This is a genomic window from Methanofollis aquaemaris (assembly GCF_017357525.1).
Taxonomy (GTDB): domain Archaea; phylum Halobacteriota; class Methanomicrobia; order Methanomicrobiales; family Methanofollaceae; genus Methanofollis; species Methanofollis aquaemaris.
The window spans coordinates 1,528,759-1,552,866 of the sequence record NZ_CP036172.1 but is presented as its reverse complement, the minus strand read 5'-3'; the positions used below and the strand labels follow the sequence as shown (position 1 = coordinate 1,552,866).

At 58.4% G+C, this 24,108-nt stretch carries 6 protein-coding genes; 4 read left to right on the top strand and 2 right to left on the bottom strand.

The genetic code is table 11. The features are described 5' to 3' along the window. Positions 1-26: 26 nt before the first annotated feature. Entirely contained in the window at positions 27-953 is a 927-nt protein-coding gene (locus tag RJ40_RS07445; RefSeq protein WP_265580225.1) for a glycosyltransferase family 2 protein, read from the bottom strand. 282 nt (positions 954-1,235) lie between these two features. Here RJ40_RS07445 and RJ40_RS07440 point away from each other — a divergent pair, with 282 nt between their 5' ends. Next, positions 1,236-16,136, top strand: a complete 14,901-nt coding sequence (locus RJ40_RS07440) for a PKD domain-containing protein (protein ID WP_322743868.1) — start codon at positions 1,236-1,238, stop codon at positions 16,134-16,136. 62 nt (positions 16,137-16,198) lie between these two features. Here the strand turns inward: RJ40_RS07440 and RJ40_RS07435 are convergent, their stop codons facing one another. Then, entirely contained in the window at positions 16,199-17,173 is a 975-nt protein-coding gene (locus RJ40_RS07435) for a glycosyltransferase family 2 protein (RefSeq protein WP_265580224.1), read from the bottom strand. A 172-nt stretch (positions 17,174-17,345) separates the two neighbouring features. Between RJ40_RS07435 and RJ40_RS07430 the strand changes: the two genes are divergently transcribed. From RJ40_RS07430 to RJ40_RS07420, 3 genes are all read left to right on the top strand, one after another. Then, entirely contained in the window at positions 17,346-18,950 is a 1,605-nt protein-coding gene (locus RJ40_RS07430; RefSeq protein WP_265580223.1) for an oligosaccharide flippase family protein, read from the top strand. Positions 18,951-19,280: 330 nt separating this feature from the next. Further along, positions 19,281-22,664, top strand: a complete 3,384-nt coding sequence (locus RJ40_RS07425; RefSeq protein ID WP_265580222.1) for a PAS domain S-box protein — start codon at positions 19,281-19,283, stop codon at positions 22,662-22,664. A 516-nt stretch (positions 22,665-23,180) separates the two neighbouring features. Continuing rightward, positions 23,181-24,107, top strand: a complete 927-nt coding sequence (locus RJ40_RS07420; protein ID WP_265580221.1) for an ADP-ribosylglycohydrolase family protein — start codon at positions 23,181-23,183, stop codon at positions 24,105-24,107. Position 24,108: the final 1 nt, after the last annotated feature.

The window sequence follows — 24,108 nt, the reverse complement described above, 5'->3', positions numbered from 1 at the left end:
GTGGTCCGGCGTCTTGCCGTTGGACTTCATCCCCCATATTTTCCGGGAATGGACGGGGATTCCATTTTTGCCTTGCGGACCCCGTCCGCAACTCCCCGGATTTGCGGTAGAAGTGTGTTAAACCGCCCTTTTATCAGGGCCCCACCGAGTTCTCTGGGGTTGTCCACCAGAACCTGGTGGAGGAGAAATGTCAGGAACTGTCGTTGTGTGGCATACCGGCGCATGAAGATGAACTTGTTCCTGGCAAAGTAGTAGACCTCAGTCGGACTCTTGCGTCCGCCGACGCTTTTTCCTCCTTTGTGCCATATCTTTGCGTGTGGGGTGTAGAGGATCCGGTAGTGCTTGTTTGCCCGGGCACAGAAGTCCACTTCTTCGAACTGATAGAAATAACTGGTATCGAAGAACCCGACTGTCTGAAAGACCTCGGTCCTTGAAAGCCAGAAGACCCCGTCGATATATGAGTATTCGCGTATTTCGTCGTGCTGTCCCCGGTCGGTCTCTGAATACCCTTCATTAAACATCCGGCCGGTGGAGAAGTTGATTTTTTTGCCCACCACAAGGAGCCGGTCCGGAATATAGTAGTCATAGACTTTGCCGGTGACGATCCCCACAGTCGGATCTGATTCCAGGATCTCAACCAGGCTGCGGACCATCCTGGGATCGGCGATGGTGTCGTTGTTGTAGATGAGTGTGTAGGGCATCCCGTGCTCCATCGCATAGGTAACCCCGAGATTGATCCCGCCTGCGAATCCCAGGTTTTTTTCGCTCTCAATAAGATTAATCGGCGGTTCGATGGCCCTGAAGGCATCGGCCGAACCGTCGATCGATCCGTTGTCGATGACGATGATCTCGCATGCCGGGTAGTCCTGCTCCTGCAGTGACCTGATGCATTCCAGCGTGTCTTCCTTACCGTTCCAGTTGATGATCAGAATGGCGACTTTATCTCTCTCCACCTCGTCTCCCCCGTCAGGATCACCCTTTGAGAGAAGTTCTCTATATATATGCATTCCGGCGATCTTGGCTCGGATAGATATTATCAAAAATTCTTAAATTCTCCATTTGAATTACTTTATTGGCCTTATCCATATTAGGTGGAATATTTATGGATATTATTTTATTATATTTCTTTTAATTCCACAGAACGATCAAACGATCTGGGAATATTTATATATTATAATAAATATCTCCCCTCACATTCAATGTCTATGGGGGGACGGGTTACGAGACGTTTTATTTTGTTATCGCTAGTTCTATTCAGTATTGTTGTCGTCGGAATGGTCTCGGCGGCAGGTGATGAGACGAAGATCCTGCCTCTGGGTGATTCGGTTACGGCCGGGGCGATCGACGAGCAGAGTGGTGTAAATTATCCGAGTTATCGGTATCACCTATGGAACCTGTTGAATGAGAATGGTTATGAGGTGAATTTTGTCGGAACCCGGCCGGGCCCGGATTTCCAACTTGATTTTGATAAGGACAATGAGGGGCGACCCGGGTGGCGGACAGATCATGTTGCCTTTGGGAACGCTGAGTACGAACCTCAGAACGGGAACCTCTCGGTCTGGCTGGACACCCTCAAGACGAGGGGGGATACACCCGACCATGTGCTCATCCACCTGGGCACCAACGACCTCCTCCAGCAGGGCTATCCCAAGTCCCCTGTGAAGGTGGCCAATGAGACCGTCGAGGATCTCAGGGCGGTCGTCGGGATTCTCAGGGAGTACAATCCGAGGGTCACCGTCTACATCGCAGAGATCATCCCGATGAAGTTTTCGTTCTACACACAATATGTGGATGCATACAATGCAGAGATCCCGGGTCTGGTAGAATCTCTGGACACATCTCAGTCCAGGGTCATACTTGTCGACCAGAATTCCGGGTTTAATGTCGGCACCGACCTCAGGGATCACCTTCATCCCAACCACCAGGGAGAGAAGAAGATGGCCGACCGGTGGTACGAGGTTCTCTCTTCTGCCTTACCAAGGCCTTCAATCCCGTCGGCAGATTTTACCGCGGATCCACGGAATGGAAAGGCCCCGCTCAAAGTCAGGTTCACCGGGAGCCCGGGGGGAACACCCCCTTTTGAGTATGCCTGGGACTTTAACGGGGACGGGGTCACTGATGCAACCGGAAAAGATCCCGAGCACACCTACTCATCTCCAGGCCGCTACACGGTCTCTTTCAAGGTCACCAATGAGTTCGGGACTGCAGGTGAGGTGAAGAATGAGTATGTCGTCGTGACCGGTGGTCAGTCAGAACCCTATGTGGCGCGGACGGTTCCCTGCCGGGTGGAGGCCGAGGAGTACGACTATGGTGGCGAGGGTGTCGCCTACCATGACGCCACCAGGGGGAACCAGGGAGGTGCCTTCAGGAGTGACGATGTGGATATCGAGAGATGGGAGAGCATCGGGGTCGTCAATGTCGGCTACACCGCGAGAGGGGAGTGGCTGGAATATACGGTGGACGTCTCCGACGCCGGGAACTATCTCTTCTCTTTCAGAATGACTTCAGACCTGGAAGGTCAGAGCCTGGATCTCGCAGTGGACGGTGTGCGTGGGGCAACGGTGAGGGCGCCGAAGAACGGATGGTCAGGCTTCACCACCGTGGAGACGCCTGCTGCGATCGCCCTTTCCGAGGGCCGCCATGTGATAAGGGTCACGATGGGTGGCGGTCTGAACCTGGACTCATTTGAGATCACAAAGGTTGGTCCGGCGGCGCCTGTGGCGGATTTCGCGGCGAATGTCACCACCGGCGCCCCGCCACTTGCAGTCCGCTTCACCAGCCAGGTGACCGGCGCCGGGCCCCTCACGTATGCCTGGGAGTTCGGCGACGGCGGGACTTCGATTGCGGAAAATCCGGTGCATGTCTATGTCGAGGAGGGCACCTACACCGTACGGCTCACGGCGACCAACAGTGCCGGGAGCGACACCGTCATCCACGAGGGCCTGATTGAGGTCGGCCATCCCGCACCCCTGGCTGGTTTTACGGCGAATGTCACCTCCGGCGAGGCGCCGCTTTCGGTGCAGTTCACCGACACCTCCCGCCATGCAACCGCCTGGCAGTGGAACTTCGGTGACGGCGGTACTTCGACCGGGCAGGATCCGGCCCACACCTATACCAGTCCCGGCATCTACACCGTGAAACTCACGGTCACCGGTCCGGGGGGCACTGCTTCTGCGCAGGAGGAGATCACGGTCCTCGCACCCGGCGGCGGGCAGACGCCTTTCAAGACCCATGCACTCCCGTGCCGTATCGAGGCCGAGGACTATGACCTCGGCGGGGAGGGAGTGGCGTACCACGACACCGAGGCCGGCAACCAGGGCAACTCCGACTGCCGCTCCGACGACGTCGACCTCGAGGAGTGGAACGGTGCGGTCACCACCTCGTATGCCTACCCCGGCGAGTGGCTGGAGTACACCGTCGACATCCCAGAAGATGGCATATATACGGCCGGTTTCATCCTCGCCACTCCGCAGGAAGGCAAGGAGTGCGTCCTCTCGGTGGACGGCACCGAAGTCGGACGTGTGGCCTCGCGGAATACCGGGAGTTGGGGTACCTACGAGACAGTCGAGACCGAGGTCGACCTGCCAGCCGGGATGCATGTGCTCAGGCTCACCTTCCCGCAGGGGTGGGTGAACGCCGACGCCATCACCTTCACGAAGGAGGGTCCGGCGGCACCGATCGCGGACTTCTCGGCGAACGTCACCTCTGGTGAACCGCCTCTAGTGGTGCAGTTCACAAGCGACTCCACCGGCACCCCGCCGCTCACATACTCCTGGGAGTTCGGGGACGGTGGGACTTCAACCAAAGAAAATCCGGTGTATCTCTATGCCACTGATGGCACGTATCCGGTGACGCTCACAGTCAGGAACGAGGCCGGCGAGGACACGCTCGTCCGCGACGACCTGATCGTGGTCGGGTACCAGCAACCGGTTGCGAGTTTCACGGCGGCCCCCTCTTCCGGTGAGGCGCCGCTTTCGGTACAGTTCGCCGACACCTCGTTCCACGCGACCGAATGCGCCTGGACATTTGGTGACGGCGAGACTTCGACAGAGGAAAATCCGGTGCATGTCTACGAGAGTCCTGGCACCTACACGGTCACCCTGACCGTCACCGGTCCGGGCGGCATTGCCTCTGCGGAGGACGAGATTCTCGTCACCGGCGAGGACGGCCAGACGCCCTTCAAGAACCACGGCCTCCCCGGCCGGATCGAGGCCGAAGACTATGACCTAGGTGGCGAGGGGGTCGCGTACCATGACACCGAGGCGGGCAACCAGGGTAACTCGGACTACCGCTCGGACGACGTCGACCTTGAAGGCTGGAACGGTGCGGTCACGACCTCGTACGCGTATCCCGGCGAGTGGCTGGAGTACACCGTCCACATCGATGAGGCCGGGAGGTACACCGCTATCTTCAGTCTTGCGACGCCGCAGAACGGCAAGGAGTGTATCCTCTCGGTGGACGGTTCAGATGTTGCGAGGGTGACCTCGCCGAACACCGGTGGCTGGGGCATCTATGAGACAGTCGAGACCGAAGTCGATCTCCCGGCCGGGACGCATGTGCTCCGTCTCACCTTCCCGCAGGGCTGGGTGAACGCCGACGCCGTCACCTTTACGAAGGAAGGCCCGGCGGCACCGGTCGCGGACTTCTTGGCGAACGTCACCTCAGGTGCTCCGCCACTTGCTGTCCAGTTCACGAGCCACTGCACCGGCACCCCGCCGCTCGCCTACTCGTGGGAGTTCGGTGACGGCGAGACCTCAACCGATCCCAATCCGGTGCATCTCTATGCCGAGGAGAGGACGTACACGGTGACGCTCACGGTGCAGAACGAGGCCGGCGCGGACACGGTCGTCCGTGAGGATCTCGTCGTAGTCGGGTACCAGCAACCGGTTGCGAGCTTCACCGCGGACCCCACCTCAGGTGAGGTACCCTTGACGGTGCAGTTCACCGACACCTCGCTCCACGCAACCGAATGTGCCTGGACATTTGGTGACGGCGATACTTCAACCGATGCAAATCCGGTGCATCTCTACGAGAACCCGGGCACCCACACGGTCTCTCTGACGGTCACCGGTCCGGGCGGCACCGCCTCTGCTGAGGACGAGATCATCGTCACCGGCGAAGGGGGGCAGACGCCCTTCAAGGACCACGCCCTCCCCGGCCGTATCGAGGCCGAGGACTACGACCTCGGCGGCGAGGGCGTTGCATACCACGACACCCAGGCTGGGAACCAGGGCAACTCGGACTACCGCTCCGACGACGTCGACCTTGAAGGCTGGAACGGTGCGGTCACCACCTCGTACGCCTATCCCGGCGAGTGGCTCGAGTACACTGTCCACATCGAAGAGGCCGGAAGGTACACCGCTGGCTTCCTCCTCGCGACCCCGCAGAACGGTAAGGAGTGCGTCCTCTCGGTGGACGGTACCGAGGTCGGACGGGTGACCTCGCCGAATACCGGTGGGTGGGGCACCTATGAGACGGTCGAGACCGAGGTCGATCTCCCGGTCGGGGTGCATGTGCTCCGTCTCACCTTCACGCAGGGGTGGGTGAACACCGATGCTGTCACCTTCACGAAAGAGAATCTGGAGGCACCGGTTGCACTATTCACGGCGGGATACCCATATGGCGATCCGCCGCTTACCGTGCGGTTCTGGAGCGATTCCACCGGCACGCCGCCGCTGACCTATGCCTGGGACTTCGGCGACGGGGGTACTTCTGACGAAGAGAATCCAGAGCATGTCTATGTTGACGAGGGGTACTACTCGGTGAGACTCACGGTCGAAAACGAGGTCGGTGAAAACACCACCATCCGCGAAAACTATGTTCATGTCGGTGATGCCAGGATTGTCGCGGATTTTACCTGTAATGTCACCTCTGGAGAAGCACCCCTTGCGGTACAGTTCACCGATACCTCCGACTATCCGGCCGGTTGGCGGTGGTACTTCGGAGACGGAGGTACTTCGACCGAACAACACCCCGTCCATGTCTATGAGATCCCGGGATTCTACGCGGTGAAACTTGAGACCTCAAGCGGTTACTATCCCGCTTCTGTTATCAAGGAGATCACCGTCTCTCCGGCAGGTCAGGCCCAGCATCCGTTCAAGAACCATACTCTTCCATGCCGCATCGAGGCCGAGGATTATGATCTCGGTGGGGATTACGTCGCATATTATGACGCCGAGCCCCGAAACCGGGGCGATTCGACCTACCGCTCCGACGATGTCGACCTCGGGGAGATGGACGGGGCAGTCGCGATCGTGGATACCAACCCGCTCGAGTGGGCGGAGTACACCGTTGAGATCCCGGAAGCCGGCGAATATATGGCGACCTTCCACATGGTCCCCGACGATCCCGATGAATATTACATCGTAAAACACTGCATTCTCTCGGTAGATGGGTCAGGGGCGGTGCAGGTACCTGCCATGATGGCCGAACCCGGAGAGACCTTCCATGGCGTCGATGCGGTGGTCGATCTCCCTGAAGGTCGGCATGTGCTCAGGTTCGCCTTCCCTGAGGGAGGAGTGAATCTCGACGCCGTCACCTTAACCAGGCGGGGCACGGTGGAACCGCCGGTCGCGGACTTTGAAGTGAAATTTCTTAATGTACCTACTGATCCCTGTACCGATGCGTACAGTCTGGTGAGCACATCCACCGGCACCCATCCCATGACTTACTTCTGGGATTATGGTGATGGAACGACATGTACGGTGGATAATCCGCATACTGTGTTCTATGATGGAGAAGGAGCTCCGGATTATCAGATCACACTCACTGTAACGAACAGTGCAGGCAGTTCTGAGATAACTAAAAGTCTTTATCATCGTGAGCCAGGCCTTGGCGAGATCAGTTTCGAGGCCAACGTAACCTCCGGCGAGGCCCCGCTTGCGGTCAGGTTCACTGGGGATCCGCCGGCGGGCGCTGTCAGTACCTACTGGTGGTTCGGTGACGGCACTCCGGAGATCGAGAACCAGAATGAGTTGGAGCATGTCTTCACCGATCATGGGACATATGAGGTGAGATTCGGGGCCAGAGGCACCTATGGGCGTGGCAACTCGACCACCAAAATGATCACGGTCACCACCCCGGAGGGGCAGTTACCCTTTAAAGACCGGTATCTCCCTCCCTATACTCCCTCTCGTATCGAGGCGGAGGACTATGACCTCGGCGGCGAGGGCGTCGCCTACCATGACACCGACCCGGGGGTAAATCAGGGCGGTGCGTACAGAGAGGAAGGCGTGGACCTCACGACCTGGGACAAGGTTACGGCCATCTCACATACGGAACCCGGAGAGTGGGTCGAGTACACTCTTGACATCCGTGAATCGAAGAACTACAAAGTTATATTCGATGTGGCCACTCCACAGAGCGGGAAGGAGTGCGTCCTCTCGGTGGACGGCACCGAGGTCGGCCGCGTGACGGCACCCAACACCGGCACCTGGAGTGCTTTCGAACCGGTCGAGATCTTTGTCGATCTCCCGGAAGGCAAACATATCCTGAGAGTCACATTTCCCCAGGGAGAGGTGAACCTCGACAGAATCAGGTTTGATCGGGGAGATAGTACACGACCGATGGGGAGGGCCACGGCGAACGTCACCTCGGGCGAAGCACCCCTGACAGTACAGTTCACGAGCAATTTCACCGGAACTCAACCGTTCTCGTACTCCTGGGATTTCGGTGACGGTATAACTTCCGAGGAGGAGAACCCCGTCCATCAGTTCACCCGGGCAGGGACATACGATGTGATCCTGACTGTTGAGAATCGGTATGGATCCACCCCAGACGTTCTTCAGATCACCGCCGTCGCCGAGGATGGCCAGGCTCCTTACAAACATCACGAACTCCCCTGTTGCATCGAGGCCGAAGACTTTGATGTGGGTGGCGAAGGGGTCGCCTACCATGACAGCGATCCTGAAGTAAATCAGGGTGGATCGTACCACAGGCGAACCGAGGGTGTGGACATTGACTGGTGGGGGGAATCTGTCTATTCTATTGATCCGGGAGAGTGGCTGGAGTATACTGTCGATATCCCGGTTGCCGGGACGTACATGACGTCCTTCAACCTGGCGGCCCTTGAGGACGGGAAAGAGTGCATCCTTTCGATGGATGGTTCAGAGATCGTGCGGATCGTCTGCCCGAACACCGGAGCCGAAGATTCCCTTGAGATAGTCTATGGCGGCGAGATCGAACTGCCGGCCGGCAGGCATGTGTTGCGGCTGACATTCCCGGAAGGCGCAGGTAGTATCGACGCCTTTTATCTCACAAGAGGAGAGGACGAGCCTCCGGTTGCTGATTTCAGTGCATATACTCTGCACGATGATCTGAGCAGCATCCAGTTCTCCAACAACTGTACCGGTACGTTCCCGCGTTCGTACTTCTGGGACTTCGGCGACGGCGAGATCTCGACTGAGCCTAACCCGTTCCACAGTTACCTCGGCATGCCATATGGATATTATACGGTGAAACTCACCGTCACGAATAGTGCAGGGAGCGACACCGTCGCGAAAACGTTCTTGAGAGGCTATTCAAGTATCATGAAGGCCAGCAAGAGTGCGTACCCCACCTCAGGCGACACACCTATTGAGGTCCGGTTCATCGAAACAACTCCGGTAGATGAGAACAACGAAACCGCAATCCTGGACGCCGCGTTCGAGACAAACGTCACGTCGGGCGAGGCGCCGCTGACAGTACAGTTCACCGACGTCATCGAAGGCGATGTCAGGGCGCAGGCCTGGGACTTCGGGGATGGCACGTCCTCTCTCGAACCCGCACCGGTCCACCGGTACGAAGAACCCGGGAACTACACCGTGACCTTCACGGTCGTCGGCCCGGGTGGGGCCTCTAAAGTGGAGGGCGAGATCATCGTCCTCCCTGCTGGGGAGAAGGAAAGTGAAGGTTCCTTCTTCCCTCAGGAGAAGATCGTCGTCCTTGCATCCAGTGCCGGCCAGACGCCCTTCAAGGACCACGCCCTCCCCGGCCGCATCGAGGCCGAGGACTATGACCTCGGTGGTGAGGGAGTGGCGTACCACGACACCGAGACCGGGAACCAGGGTAACTCTGACTACCGTTCCGAGGACGTCGACCTTGAATTCTGGGATGGCGCAATCACTACCTCGTACGCCTATCCTGGTGAGTGGCTCGAGTACACTGTCGAGATCGAGGAGGCCGGGAGGTACACGGCTGGTTTCAGCCTCGCGACGCCGCAGGCCGGCAAGGAGTGCATCCTCTTGGTGGACGGCGTCGTGGTCGGGAGAGTGACCGCACCGAACACCGGTGGGTGGGGCACCTACGAGACGATTGAGACCGGGGTCGACCTGCCGGCCGGGACGCATGTGCTCCGCGTCGTCTTCCCGCAGGGGTGGGTGAACGCCGACGCCGTCACCTTCACGAAGGAGGGGCCTGCGGCGCCGGTCGCGGACTTCTCGGCGAACATCACCTCAGGTGCTCCGCCGCTTGCCGTCCAGTTCACAAGCACCTCGACCGGCACCCCGCCGCTCACGTACTCATGGGAGTTCGGTGACGGCGAGAATTCAACTGAGGAAAATCCGATACATCTCTATGCCACCGACGGCACGTATCCGGTGACGCTCACAGTCAGGAACGAGGCCGGCGAGGACACGCTCGTCCGCGACGACTTGATCGTGGTCGGGTACCAGAAACCGGTCGCGAGTTTCACGGCGGATCCCACTTCAGGTGAGGCCCCGCTTTCGGTGCAGTTCACCGACACCTCGCTCCACGCGACCGAATGTGCCTGGACATTCGGCGATGGTGAGACCTCAGATGAAGATCATCCGGTGTATGTCTACGAGGACACCGGCATCTACACGGTCACCCTGACAGTCACCGGTCCGGGCGGCACTGCCTCTGCGGAGGACGAGATCGTCGTCACCGGCGAAGGGGGCCAGACGCCCTTCAAGGACCACACTCTCCCGGGCCGCATCGAGGCCGAGGACTACGACCTCGGCGGCGAGGGAATCGCATACCACGACACCGAGGTCAGTAACCAGGGCAATTCAGATTATCGTTCCGACGATGTCGACCTCGAGGGCTGGAACGGTGCGGTCACAACCTCGTACGCCTTCCCTGGCGAGTGGCTGGAATACACCGTTCGCATTGATGAGGCCGGGAGGTACATGGCCGGTTTCCTCCTCGCCACCCCGCAGAACGGTAAGGAGTGCGTCCTCTCGGTGGACGGCACTGAGGTTGGAAGGGTGACCTCGCGGAATACCGGAAGTTGGGGCACCTACGAGAAGGTCGAGACCTCTGTCGATCTCCCGGCCGGGGTGCATGTGCTCCGCCTCACCTTCCCGCAGGGGTGGGTGAACACCGATGCTCTGACCTTCACGAAGGAGGGTCCGGCGGCACCGGTCGCGGACTTCTCGGCAAACGTCACTGCAGGTGCTCCGCCACTTGCCGTCCAGTTCATGAGCCAGTGCACCGGCACCCCGCCGCTCACGTACTCCTGGGAGTTCGGGGACGGTGGGACTTCAACCGAAGAAAATCCGGTGCATCTCTATGCCGGGGAGGGTACGTATTCGGTGACGCTCACGGTAAGCAACGGGGCTGGCGAGGATATGCTCGTGCGTGAAGACCTGATCGTGGTCGGGTATCAGCAACCGGTCGCGAGTTTCACCGCGGACCCCACCTCCGGCGAAGCACCGCTTTCGGTGCAGTTCACCGACACCTCGCTCCATGCGACCGAGTGTGCCTGGACATTCGGCGATGGTGAGGCCTCAGATGAAGATCATCCGGTGCATGTCTACGAGGACGCCGGCACCTACACGGTCACCCTGACCGTCACCGGTCCGGGCGGCACCGCATCTACGGAGGACGAGATCATCGTCACCGGTCAAGGGGGCCAGACGCCATTCAAGGACCACACTCTCCCGGGCCGCATTGAGGTCGAGGACTACGACCTGGGTGGCGAGGGGATCGCGTACCACGACACCGAGGCCGGCAACCAGGGCAATTCAGATTATCGTTCCGACGATGTCGATCTTGAAGGCTGGAACGGTGCGGTCACCACCTCGTACGCCTATCCGGGCGAGTGGCTGGAGTACACCGTCGATATCGAAGAGACCGGAAGGTACACGGCTGGCTTCCTCCTCGCGACGCCGCAGGCCGGCAAAGAGTGCGTCCTCTCGGTGGACGGCACCGCGGTCAGGAGAGTGACCTCGCCGAACACCGGCGGGTGGGGCACCTATGAGATGGTCGAGACCTCTGTCGATCTCCCGGCCGGGACGCATGTGCTCCGCCTCACCTTCCCGCAGGGGTGGGTGAACGCCGATGCCGTCATCTTCACGAAGGAGGATCTGGAGGCGCCGGTCGCGAACTTCTCGGCAACTTTCATCTCAGGCCATGTACCGCATACCGTCTGCTTCACGAGCCATTCCACCGGCACGCCGCCGCTCACCCATACCTGGGACTTTGGCGATGGGAGCACTTCCGAAGAAGAAAACCCACGGCATAGGTATGTCGAAGAGGGGCATTACTCGGTGAGACTCACCGTCCAGAACGCGGCCGGTGAGAATACCATCATTCGCGAAAATTGTGTCCGTGTCGGCAATCCCAGGACTATCGCGAATTTCACGCGTAATATCACCTCCGGCGAGGCACCGCTAGCAGTACAGTTCACCGATCACTCTCCCCATGCAACAGCCTGGCGGTGGTACTTCGGAGACGGCGGGACTTCGACCGAGCAGCATCCGGTCCATGTCTTTGAGAATCCGGGGGTCTACGTAGTGAAACTTGAGGCAAAATGTGGTATGTTTGATGAAATCGCCCTCAAGGAGATCACCGTAACCCCGCCGGGTCAGGCCCGGTATCCATTCAAGAACCATACTCTTCCATGCCGTATCGAGGCCGAGGACTATGACCTGGGTGATGAGTGCATCGCATATTATGACGCCGGACCCGGGAACCGGGGCGATTCGACCTATCGCTCCGACGATGTGGACCTCGGTGAGATGGGCGGAGCGGTCGCGATCATGGATACCGCCCCGCTTGAGTGGGTGGAGTACACCGTGAACATCACTGAAGCCGGCGAGTATATGGCGACCTTCCATATGGTCCCGGACAATCCGGAAGAATATGGTCTCGTAAAACACTGCACCCTCTCGGTAGACAGCGCAGAGGCGGTGAAGGTGCCTGCCATGCTGGCAGACCCGGGAGAGGCCTTCAGGAGCGTCGATGCGGTGGTCGATCTCCCTGCCGGCCAGCACGTGCTCAGGTTCGCCTTCCCTGAGGGAGGAGTGAATCTCGATGCCGTCACTTTTACCAGAGGGGCCGCGGTGGAACCGCCGGTTGCGGACTTTGAAATGAAACGGCTTTATGAGTTCGGGCGCACTCCCGGGATTGCCCCATACCGTCTGGTGAGTACGTCCACCGGCGCCCATCCCATGACATACTTCTGGGAATTCGACGACGGATCGACATCGACCGAGGAAAACCCATGTCATAGGTTTGACTATTATTCAAGACCGAAGATTTCGCTCACCGTCACGAACAGTGCCGGTAGTTCTGAAGTAACAAAACATCTCCGCGAAACATATCTCTACGATGACCGCGATCTCGGTGCAATCAGTTTTGAAGCCAACGTCACCTCGGGCAAGGCCCCGCTGGCGGTCAGGTTCACCGGGGTTCCCCCGGAAGGTACCGTCAGTACCTCCTGGAATTTCGGCGATGGAAGCCCGGAGATCGAGGACCAGAACGAGATGGAACATCTCTTCGCCGAGGATGGGATCTACACGGTGACATTTGAAGCCGAAGGCAACTATGGGTATAAAAACTCGACCAGCCAGGCGATCACGGTCACCACGCCGGAGGGGCAGGCGCCCTTCAAGATCCCGTCCTTCCCCTACCTGATCGAGGCGGAGGACTATGATCTCGGCGGCGAAGGCGTCGCATACCATGACGCCGACCCTGAAGTGAACCAGGGCGGTGCATATCGGGAAGAAGGGGTGGACCTCACGACCTGGGGCAAAGTAACGGCCATCTCGCACACCGAGCCGGGAGAGTGGGTCGAATATACGCTTGACATCGAGAAATCCAAAAACTACAAGATAACCCTAGAAGCGGCTACACCTCAGAGCGGCAAGGAATGCGTCATCTCGGTGGACGGCGCCGAGGTCGGCCGCGTGACCGCCCTGAACACCGGGGACTGGAGTGCCTTCGAACCGGTCGAGATCTTTGTCGATCTCCCGGAGGGCACACATGTGGTGCGGGTCACCTTCCCGGAGGGGGGAGTGAACCTCGACAGCATACATATTCCCTGGTATGTGGGAGACCCGTCACCCCCATCTGTAGAGACATCGGCGAATGTCACGTCAGGCGAGGCACCCCTTGCAGTGCAGTTCACGAGCGGGGTCACCGGGACTCAGCCGTTCTCGTACTCCTGGAATTTCGACGATGGCACGACTTCCGACGAAGAAAACCCGCTCCATGAATTTATCAGAGCGGGGACGTACCATGTGGTCCTGACCGTCGACAGCCCATATGGATTGAGAACATCCGGCCATGAGATCACCGTCACCGGCGAGGGTGGGCAGGTGCCCTTCAAAAACCACGCACTCCCGTGTCGTATCGAGGCCGAGGATTATGACCTCGGCGGCGAGGGCGTCGCATACCACGACACCGAGACCGGCAACCAGGGGAACTCTGACTACCGCTCAGACGACGTCGACCTCGAAAGCTGGAACGGTGCGGTCACCACCTCGTACGCCTACCCTGGGGAGTGGCTTGAGTACACCGTCGAGATCGAGGAGGCAGGTACGTACACGGCCGCCCTCCTCCTCGCCACTCCACAGGCCGGCAAGGAGTGCGTCCTCTCGGTGGACGGCACTGAGGTCGGTCGGGTGACCTCGCCGAACACCGGCGGGTGGGGTAATTACAAGACGGTCGAGACCGAGGTCGACCTTCCGGCCGGGACGCACGTGCTCCGCCTCACCTTCCCGCAGGGGTGGGTGAACGCCGACGCCGTCATTTTCACGAAGGGTGGGACAGCAGCGCCGGTGGCCGATTTCTCGGCAAACGTCACCTCAGGCGAGCCTCCGCTTGCGGTGCAGTTCACCGACACCTCGCTCAACGCGAACGGCTGGTCATGGGACTTCGGTGATGGCGAGGTGTCTGATGAACAGCACCCATTCCATCTCTTCGGCACGTCCGGGGTGTACGAGGTCTGGCTCACGGTCGACGGCAGTGACGGGAGCACCTCGAAGGCCTGCACCGTCATCACCGTCTTCGAACCCGACCAGAAACCCTATCGCACCCACACTCTTCCATGCCGTATCGAGGCCGAAGACTATGATTGGGGTGGTGAAGAGGTTGCGTACCACGATAAAAACGAAGGGAATCAGGGCAACTCGACCTATCGCTCCGACGATGTGGATCTCGTCGAGATCGACGGTGTCACCGCCATTGGCCACACCGAGCCCGGCGAGTGGGTGAGGTACACCGTCGACGTCCCTGAGGCTGGAGTCTATACGGCAGTCTTCCACGCCCATGCTCTCGATCACGGGGCAAGATGCACCCTCCATTCTCCTGGTTCGGAGGATGCGAGCGTCTCTGTGTATCGAAAACTCGACGATATGATCTTCCAGACCTTCCCGGACCAGTTCCGGATCGATTCTCCAGGGAAACAGGTTCTGGATCTCTCATTTGATGAAGGAGAGATGTTCATCGATGCGATCACAGTGCTGAAAGGGGATGTGGAGGCTCCGCGCGCTGAATTCGAGATGAATGTGACTTCCGGCGATCTGCCGCTCGCGGTCGGGTTCGCCAGCCGGACCACCGGCACGGGGCCGTTCTCGTACGCCTGGGACTTCGGTGACGGCGGGAGTTCAGATGAGGAGAACCCGACTCATATCTTCACCGACGCCGGCGTCCACATCGTGACGCTCACGCTCACCAGCCATTCGCTATTCTCCTCCTCCATCAGCAAGGAGATCGTCGTCGTCTCGCCCGACCCTGTCCAGGAGCCGTACACAAACCACACCGTCCCCTGCCGTATCGAGGCCGAGGACTTCGACCTTGGCGGTGCGGACGTCGCCTATCATGACAGTGATCCCGGCAAGAACTGGGGCGGGGCGTACAGAGACGAGGGGGTCGACCTTCTGGAGCGTGACGGCGTCATCTTCATCTACGCCATATATTCGGGGGAATGGGTGGAGTACACCGTCGATATCCCCAAGGCCGGCCGGTATCGTGCGGCCTTCATGCTGGGGCACGATTCCGTGAGCGGAGAAAAACCTGTTCTCCTCTCGGTGGATGGCACCGAAGTCGGTGAGGTGAGGATGCCAAAGATCTATGGAGGTTTCAGGACGGCTGACACGATGATCGATCTCCCTGAAGGCCGGCATGTGCTCAGGCTCACCTTCCCTGACGGTGGCGGGCGTATCGACGCCTTCGAGATCACCAGAGGGGAAGCCGAGCCCCCCACCGCCGATTTCAGTGCATCGTATCTGATGGATTATCTGCCCGGCACCCAGTTCTCCAACAACTGTACCGGTACATTCCCGCGTTCGTACTTCTGGGACTTCGGCGACGGCGAGACCTCGACTGATCCGAACCCGTCCCATAGTTACTACGACCTGCCTTACGGGTACTATACGGTCAAACTCACCGTCACGAATAGCGCAGGGAGCGACACTGTCGCGAAAACGTTCTTGAAAGGCGATCCAAATCTCGTGAAGGCCAGTAAGAGTGTAGACCCCACATCGGGCGACACCCCCATTGAGGTTCAGTTCATCGAAACAACTCCGGTAGATGAGAACAACGAAACCACACTCCTGGACGCCGCCTTCGAGACGAATGTCACCTCGGGCGAGGCGCCGCTGACCGTGCAGTTCACCGACGTCATCGAAGGCGATGTCAGAGCACAGGCCTGGGACTTCGGGGATGGCACGTCCTCTCTTGAACCCGCACCGGTCCACCGATACGAAGAACCCGGGAACTACACCGTGACCTTCTCGGTCGTCGGCCCGGGTGGTGCCTCTAAAGCAGAGGGCGAGATAATCGTCCTCCCGACAGAGGAGAAAAGCGACGGAAGGGCCACATATCCGGTGAATCAGGGGAAGGCGTCGAAAACGAGAATTCAGACCGTGGGAGATGAGGGGAACAGGCCCTTCACCTTCTTCTCATTTTAGACCGTGTAGGGGCCCTGCCCCATCGGTCAGATCTGATCGTCTCTCATAAGGAAGAATGAACTTCACTCCAGCCCGCGGGTCCGCTGGTGTGCCACCGAAAGGGCCAGATAGGCCCAGCTGGGCAGGGCTGCCAGGAAGGAGAGACGCATTTTTTCCGCAGAAAAGCGTTCGGTCACGCATGCTTCAAGATATGCCCGCGCCTCCATCCGCATCCCCTGCCTGAGCATGGAGGAGGCAAGGTAGAGCTGTTTTCCTGCAATGAACTCCCTCACCTCGGGTACTTTTCTCTTCGGGACCAGGCCGTTCATAAGGGCTGAATGTGCTTCATCTATAATTTTATGCGTCCAATATGGGTTTCGTGCCTCATCGGCACTTCTGTTTGTCGCCTCCATATGATAGACCGCACCGGCCTCCCACGTGAAGACGATCTCTCTGGTGAGGGCGATCCTGAACCAGGTGATCACATCTTCTCCCACCGGGGTTCCCTCCGGAAATCCCCCGACCTCAAGGATGACTTCCTTCGGGACCATCACCGCCGACGAGATCACCGGCTGGTCGGCATTTGCGGCGGCAAGAAAGTAACTGGGAAGGTACCCTTCCCATGGGGGCGTCGGCACCCTCCGGTAAGTCGCCTGCCATCTCTCCCCCTCTTCTTCCTCTATCTTCATCCATGCGGTGGCATAAGCGCCGGCCCCGGGGAATCGGTCCTGCAGCCTCATCACGGTTGCGAGAAACGTGGGCAACCATTCGTCATCAGCGTCAAGGAAGGCGATCCACCTGGCTCGCGCCTCGCGGACTCCAAGGTTTCGCGCCGCAGAAGCGCCCTTGTTCTCCTGAGTGATGAGTCTCACTCTGGAGTCACTCCCCTCTCCGACCATGAGGTGCCCTCCATCGGTGGAACCGTCGTCCACAACGATCACTTCAAAGTCCTGGAACGTCTGAGATAGGACGGATTGAAGTGCCCGCCTGACATATGGGGCCTTGTTATAGAGGGGGACGACCACTGAGACCGCGGGCGCCCTTCCTTCCGGGGTCATGTCATTGATACTGTTTGGCTCGCTCTCTGGTATATTTAATTTTCCCTCTCGCGACCTCTCTCATGGGACAGAAATCTTTTTATTTAACATCCGCATCTCTTCCCCGGGGGGTGACTGATAGGTATTTTTCATCCCCCTGTCTGAGAGCGCCGTTTTGTCCCGCGGGGGGAATATGGAAGATCAAGATCACGTCGAGGTGAACAGAAGTTTTGTGGGGCAGTTTCCCCTCAACCTCATCTCCAATATCCTTCTATTTATTGTGAATGTTGTAACCGGTTTCTGGCTGACGCCTTTCTTCATCTCAACCCTCGGAATCGCCGCATACGGGCTCATACCCCTTGCGATCACGGTTACGACCTATCTCGGTCTCGCCACCCGTTCTCTTAACTTCACCGTCGCGCGCTACCTCACTGTCGACCTGCAACGCCAGGAGTACACCCGCGCCAACCTCACCTTCAACACGGCCTTCTTCGGGATCGTGGGACTTGCAGTCTTCCTGGTCTTCCCGCTCGTCTTCCTCCTCGCCTTCAATGTCGATGCCGTCTTCAATGTTCCTTCAGGCGAACTGACCGATGTGATCTACCTCTTTCTCGGGATTCACATCTCGTTTCTCATCAGGACCGTTGGGAGTACATTCAGCGTCTCCTTTTTTGCTCACAACCGACTTGACCTCTATAATATCGTGGAGGCCTTCGGCCGTATCCTCGAGGTGGGGCTGATCGTCGCCCTCTTCCTCTGGGCCGCACCTCGTCTCGGCTATGTCGGTGTCGCCTACCTTGTGACCTCCTTCTTCCTTCTCTTCCTCATGATCGGTGCCTGGCGGGTGCTCACGCCCCAACTCTCGGTCAGACTCAGGTCATTTAACAGAAGCTCTCTGAAGGAGATGTCGGTCTTCGGGAGCTGGATGCTCGTCAACGAGATCGGATCCCTCCTCTTCCTCCAGGTCGATCTGATCATCGTCAATATCTTTCTCGGTCCGTTTGCCGGCGGAGAATATGCCGTCGCTCTTACCTGGAGCATTCTTCTGCGGACCATGGGGGGCGTACTCGCCGGGGTAATCGCCCCGATGATATTCATCTATTATGCCAGGGAGATGTTCGCAGAAATCAAACGTATGGCCATCTCTTCGGTGAAGTGCATGGGTCTGGCCCTGGCTCTTCCTGTCGGACTCATTTGTGGATTTGGATCTGAACTCCTGACCCTCTGGGTAGGGGCGGAGCATGCGGGCCTTGCACCTCTCCTGGTTCTGTTGGTCATCCCTCTGGGGGTGAATCTCGCGGTGCTCCCACTCAATCATGTCGCGGTCTCGTACTCCAAAGTGAAGATTCCGGGGATTGCAACGATCGTTCTCGGTGCTGCAAATGTCCTTCTTGCACTCTGGCTTGTTGTGGGTGCCGGGTGGGGAGTCTTTGGTGTTGCTGCAGCCGGGGCGATACTTTTCACGGTCAAGAGCAGCATATTCATGCCATGGTACAGTGCGAAGGTGCTCTCCATCCCGGTGAGGGCGTTCTTCAAGCCTCTGGTGGCAGTGGCGTTTGCTACCCTGGCCATTGCTCTTGTATCTCTCGTACTCGGTGGTCTGGTTCCTATCGAGAGTTGGCTTGAACTCGGAGTCATTTCAGGCGCGATTGGAATATTATATCTTCTCTTCGTCTGGTGCTGCCTCTTCACAGAGGAGGAAAGGGTGATCTTTGGTTCTCTCCTTCCTGCTCAGATCAGAAAATTTTTGGTGCCGTCAACCGGAGTGGACGGATCGTCTCCACTGGAAAAATATTAAATTTTGGCCACCATTATAATTTGGGCTCGATTATGTGCTCCGATCGTTCTTTTCGGCAATAGGTTTCGTTTCGATATTTATTTGTAGCTCTGCCCTATCACTATCATCCATATGCCCCCGCGTGTGGAGGAGGCCTGGCCAGCAGACGAAGAGCCGTGGCAGACAGTTCTGGATGCCCTCGCATTCGTCTCTCTCGTGACACGGCCTGATGACGGAAGGATCGTCTATGTCAGTCCGGCTATGGCCGAGATCATAGGCAGACGGTATCGTGCTCTTGTGGGTTCTGATGCCTCGCGTTTTTTTCAGTATGTCGTTCTGCGGGGAGGAGAAGTGGGAGTCCCGGGCGGTGCACCGGAAGGTACGCTCTGCCGTTTTCTCTCCGGTGGAGAGAGATTTTTTTCCTGGAAGAGCCAGCGGATCGTCTCTCGCGGGACCGAGTATATTCTCGACACCTTTGAAGAGCAGGGTCTTCTTGCATGGGAGGGATCATTTGATCCATCTTTCCAGGACCGCCACATGGGGAGTATCATCCTTAAATGGACTCCGAAACATCGGATCACGTATATCGAGAAGTCAGGTGCCGATTATCTCGGATATACTCCAGAAGAACTCCTGGATAAACCCCTTCTCGGGACGTTCCTCCCTGAGTATGAATCAGATGGTCGACCGCTCATTCATCAGGTGGAAGCGGTTGCTGCAGACCCGGAAGGGGAGTCTCCGCATGAGACCAGGGTGATCAAGAAGGATGGCACAGAGACACGCATCTTATGGTTTTCCAGGAATCTCAGGGGCTCGGATGGGGCGGTCACTGAATATCTCTCGATAGGGACTGTAATAATGGATCAGGGATGCTCTCTACCCGCCTTCAGATCCCGTCATGCAGTTATATCCATCTCCAGGGAGGCAAAGGTGATCGGATGGGACGATGCAGCCATTGCGACCTTTGGCTACTCCAAGGAGGAGGCTCTTGGCGCCGATTTCATCGATCTTGTCGTCCCGGAGGGTGGACGCGCGTTCCACCGCAAGATCGTCACGGCAGTTCGGGGTGCTCGATCCTGGACCGGTGGTTTCATCCGTGGTCATGGATATCGGCAGGGTATCTGTCTGAAAAAGGACGGTACAAGGTTTCCTGTAGAATTATCGCTCATTCCTGGACCTGGATTGGCCGTATCTCCCTTTTCGGAGGGCGTGATCGTTGTCATCAGAGGTCTTGTCGAGCAGGGGGAGGCAGAGTGCCAGCAGATGCGATACGCCCGGAACATTGGCCTCCTCTCGGGTACGGCGATGGCCTTTGTCGAGATGGATGGAGGGCCTGAGATCTATGACTTCATCGGGAGACAGATCCAGTCGCTGGCCGGGAAGAGTATCGTTACCGTGAATTCATATGACCTGAAGGATCGGTCCTTCTGTACGCGGGTCGTTCTTGCTCAAGAAGAAGAGCGCGCCATCTATGCAAACGCGCTGGGGTCTGATGTTGTTGGATCCAGATTTACGATCACCGATCAGGTGGAGGAACTCTTTACCACCGAACGAGGGATCATCAGGGCCCCAGGTCTCCATGAGATCATGCTTGAGACGGTTCCTTACAAGACTTGTAGATCTCTAGAATCAAAACTGGGGATTTTTGCGGCTTATGTGGTCCCGTTTGTCAGAAGAGATCGGATATTCGGGTCTGCGATTATCCTGATGAAGGAAAGTGCCAGGCTCAAAAACGCCGATATTATCGAGGCCTTTATGAACCAGACTGCGATCGCCCTCCAGCGTCACCATGTCGGAGAGGCCCTCAGAGAGAGTGAGGAGACGGCCAGGGTGCTCCTCGACGCAACGCCGGACCTCGCCTTTCTGGCTGATCGTGAGGGGCGGATTGTCTCATACAACGAGCCCGCCCGGGTGGCTTTCGGAGGGGAGACATCTCTTACCTGTCGGGATAGAGAGGAGATGGTTGATCCGGTATTTGCTCCTGGTCTGTCCGAGGCCTTTGGGTCTGCGATATTATCAGGGAAGTCTGTTCAGTTTGAGACAGCGTGGGGAGAGCGGGCCTGTCTTGTCAGGGTCTCCCCGGTCAGTGGCTGCGACGGTGAAGTGACAAGGCTTGCGGTCTTCATCAGAGATATTACGGATACCCGGCGGGCAGAGGAAGCACTGATGATCGCGAACCGTCACCTCAACGACACCATAGAACATCTTCCTGACGCGATCCTGGTCACCGACTGTTGCGGGCGGGTCGTGTCCTGGAACCGTGCGATGGAGGAACTGACCGGTGTCCGGAAGGAGGAGATCCTGGGAGAGGGGGAACATGCCTATGCCATCCCCTTCTATGGCAGGCGTCGACCTGTTCTCATTGACCTGGTCGAGGCCGAAGACGAAGAGGTGCGGGCGCTGTATCCTGAAGTCCGGCGTATGGACGGGTTGATCCTCTCCTCAGTCATATCTGATCTGCAGGTTAAGGACGGTCGATCTCTCTCTCTCTCTGCGACCGCCTCCCCCATCATCGACCAGGACGGCAAGGTCGTGGGAAGCATCGAGTCGATCAGGGATGTGACCATGGAGAAGGCGATGGAGGAGGAGCACCTGAGAAACGAGAAACTCGAGTCGATCGGACTCCTTGCCGGTGGGATCGCCCATGACTTCAACAATGTTCTCACTTCGGTTCTCGGGAACATCACCCTATCCAGGATGAAGATCGAAGCGGGGTGTTCTCCTGAAGAGAATTTGAGGGAGGCGGAGAAAGCGGTGAAAAAGGCGCGGATAATTACCCAGCAACTCCTCACCTTCTCGCGTGGTGGTGCCCCTGTCCTTGAAACCGTCGAACCGCCGGATTTCTCCTCTCTTATCATCGGGACCGCAGAGTTTGTCCTCAGGGGGACAAAATCTTCCTTTAAGGCCACTTTCGATCCCGATCTCTGGCAGGTGAGTATCGATCCGGCACAGTTCTCTCAGGTCATTCAGAACCTGATGATCAATGCCGAGCAGGCGATGCCGGGTGGGGGAACGATCCGGACCGAAGCCAGAAATAGAATTTTCAGTGAGAACGGCCAGATCCCGGCAGGTTGTTATATTGTTCTCTCTGTCGCTGATACAGGCACTGGGATCCCGGCAGATCACCTCCCCAGGATCTTTGATCCCTATTTTACCACGAAGGGAGAAGGGCGCGGTCTTGGACTTGCCACGGTCCGTTCGATCGTCAAAAACCACGGCGGATATGTCACCGTTGTATCTGATCAGGACGGTTCGGTCTTTACTGTCTACCTCCCTGCAAATTCAGTCAGGAAGGGAGGGGTATGGCAGGGCAGTTGTATGGAGACGGGGGAGCATGCCCCTGAGAGTGATGCATACATTCTCTTTATGGATGACGATGAAGGCGTGCTCTCTTCGATTGTTCCTCTCCTTGAAAGCGAGGGCTATTGTGTCACTGCGGCGTCTGAAGGCGGTGAGGCGGTGAGGCGATACACCGCGGCCTATGTATCAGGGCGTCCTTTTGACCTTGTCATCATGGACCTGACCGTCCCTGGCGGTATGGGTGGTGTCGAAGCGATTCAAAAACTTCGAAAGACCGATCCGTCGGTGAAAGCGATCGTATCAAGTGGGTATTCCACGGATCCGGTGATGAGTTCGTACCAGGAGTACGGTTTTGCCGGGGTGGTCAGGAAGCCGTACCCCATCGATGAACTCTTTGCCGAGGTCAGGCGCGTACTCTCCACGCGAGGGGTCTGAGATTTTTTGGCTCTCCGGGATCGCTCATGAGGCGAGAGCATGCCTCGGGCATACCGCATGAACATCTCTCCTCGCAGTTCTCCGGGGTATGGAAGGATCCTTGATCCCTCCCCCGAACACTGTTCACTCGCCGCCTCCCGGCCATCCTCATATGTGGGGGTCCGGGGTCTCTCCCCGGTGCGAGAAAGCAGCTCAGCATTCTTTGTCGCCCTGTTGGGGCGGTCTGTCTGATTGGCATGCCTTCCCCCATGCTTGTGCCGGGGGCTCTGCCCCCGGACCCCCGGGATTGCGATGGGGGCGGGAAGGCACCTTCAACGAACATGAAGAGGGAGGTTACCGTCCCCCCCTCCTATCCTGACGCGGGGGGACCGGGGGACGGCCAGCCCCCCGCAGAGATAACGACCCAGAGGATTTCCACACAGCCTCCAGAAGAGGTTTCAACAGAGCCTAAGCGCATCGTTCTTTTATTTTTCCTGTGCGGGTTTGTATCCGGGATGATCGGGCGAAGAACTTATCATGCCCCCGGAGAATAGCGATCTGATGCTGGACCGTTTCAGTGGGTGCATGCTCGGGGCGGCCATCGGTGACGCCCTGGGGATGCCGGGGGAGACCGCTCCGATGAGCCTCTCGCATATGCAGCGGGGTTACCGGCGGGCATGGAAGCGGCACCCGAACGCCGGCCTTGAGCCCGGGCAGTACACTGAGGACAGCCAGATCATGCTTCTCGTGGCGGCCCTTCTCGCATCGGGTGCCTATTCTGAGGAACGGTACGCCGCCGACCTCTCGCGTCTCTGCCTCTCCGGAGACCTCAGGTTCCCGGACGGTTCTGTGATGACGGCCTGCGAGCATCTGCTCGTCGTCGGGCCTGACCGGAGCGGCGTGAACTCGGACACCGCAGGCTGTGTTCCCCTTGCGGTTCCCTTTGCCCTCAAGTATTTGGATCCGGTCGACCTCTCCGGGCGGCTTGCGAAGGCCTGCTCGGTCACCCATACCCACCCGGCGGCCCTGGCCGGAACCGTGACCGTCGGGTTCCTCATCTCGGCTGTCCTCCGCTCGGTCGAGGATCCGTTCGCCCTCGCTCTGCGCAGCGCCTCGTCCGAGGATCCCGAACTCGGGGCGCGGCTCAGGCGGGCGGTCGAACTCGAACGCGAGGGGATCAGTCTTGAAGGTGCTCTCCCGGTTATCGGAAGCGACGTCTCGATCTATCAGACCATCCCGATTGCCTTCTTCCTGATGAACCGATACGACGACCCTGAGAGCCTCCTTTATGTGGCGGCCAATATAGGAGGGAACACCGATACCATTGCCTTCATCTGCGGTGCCTATGTCGGGGCAAAGTACGGTGTGGGTGCGCTTCCCCCTGATCTTCTGGAAGGGCTTGAAAACCGGGAAGAGATTCGGCGTCTGGCCGGAGAACTCCTCCTGGCTACTCCAAAGGATTAAA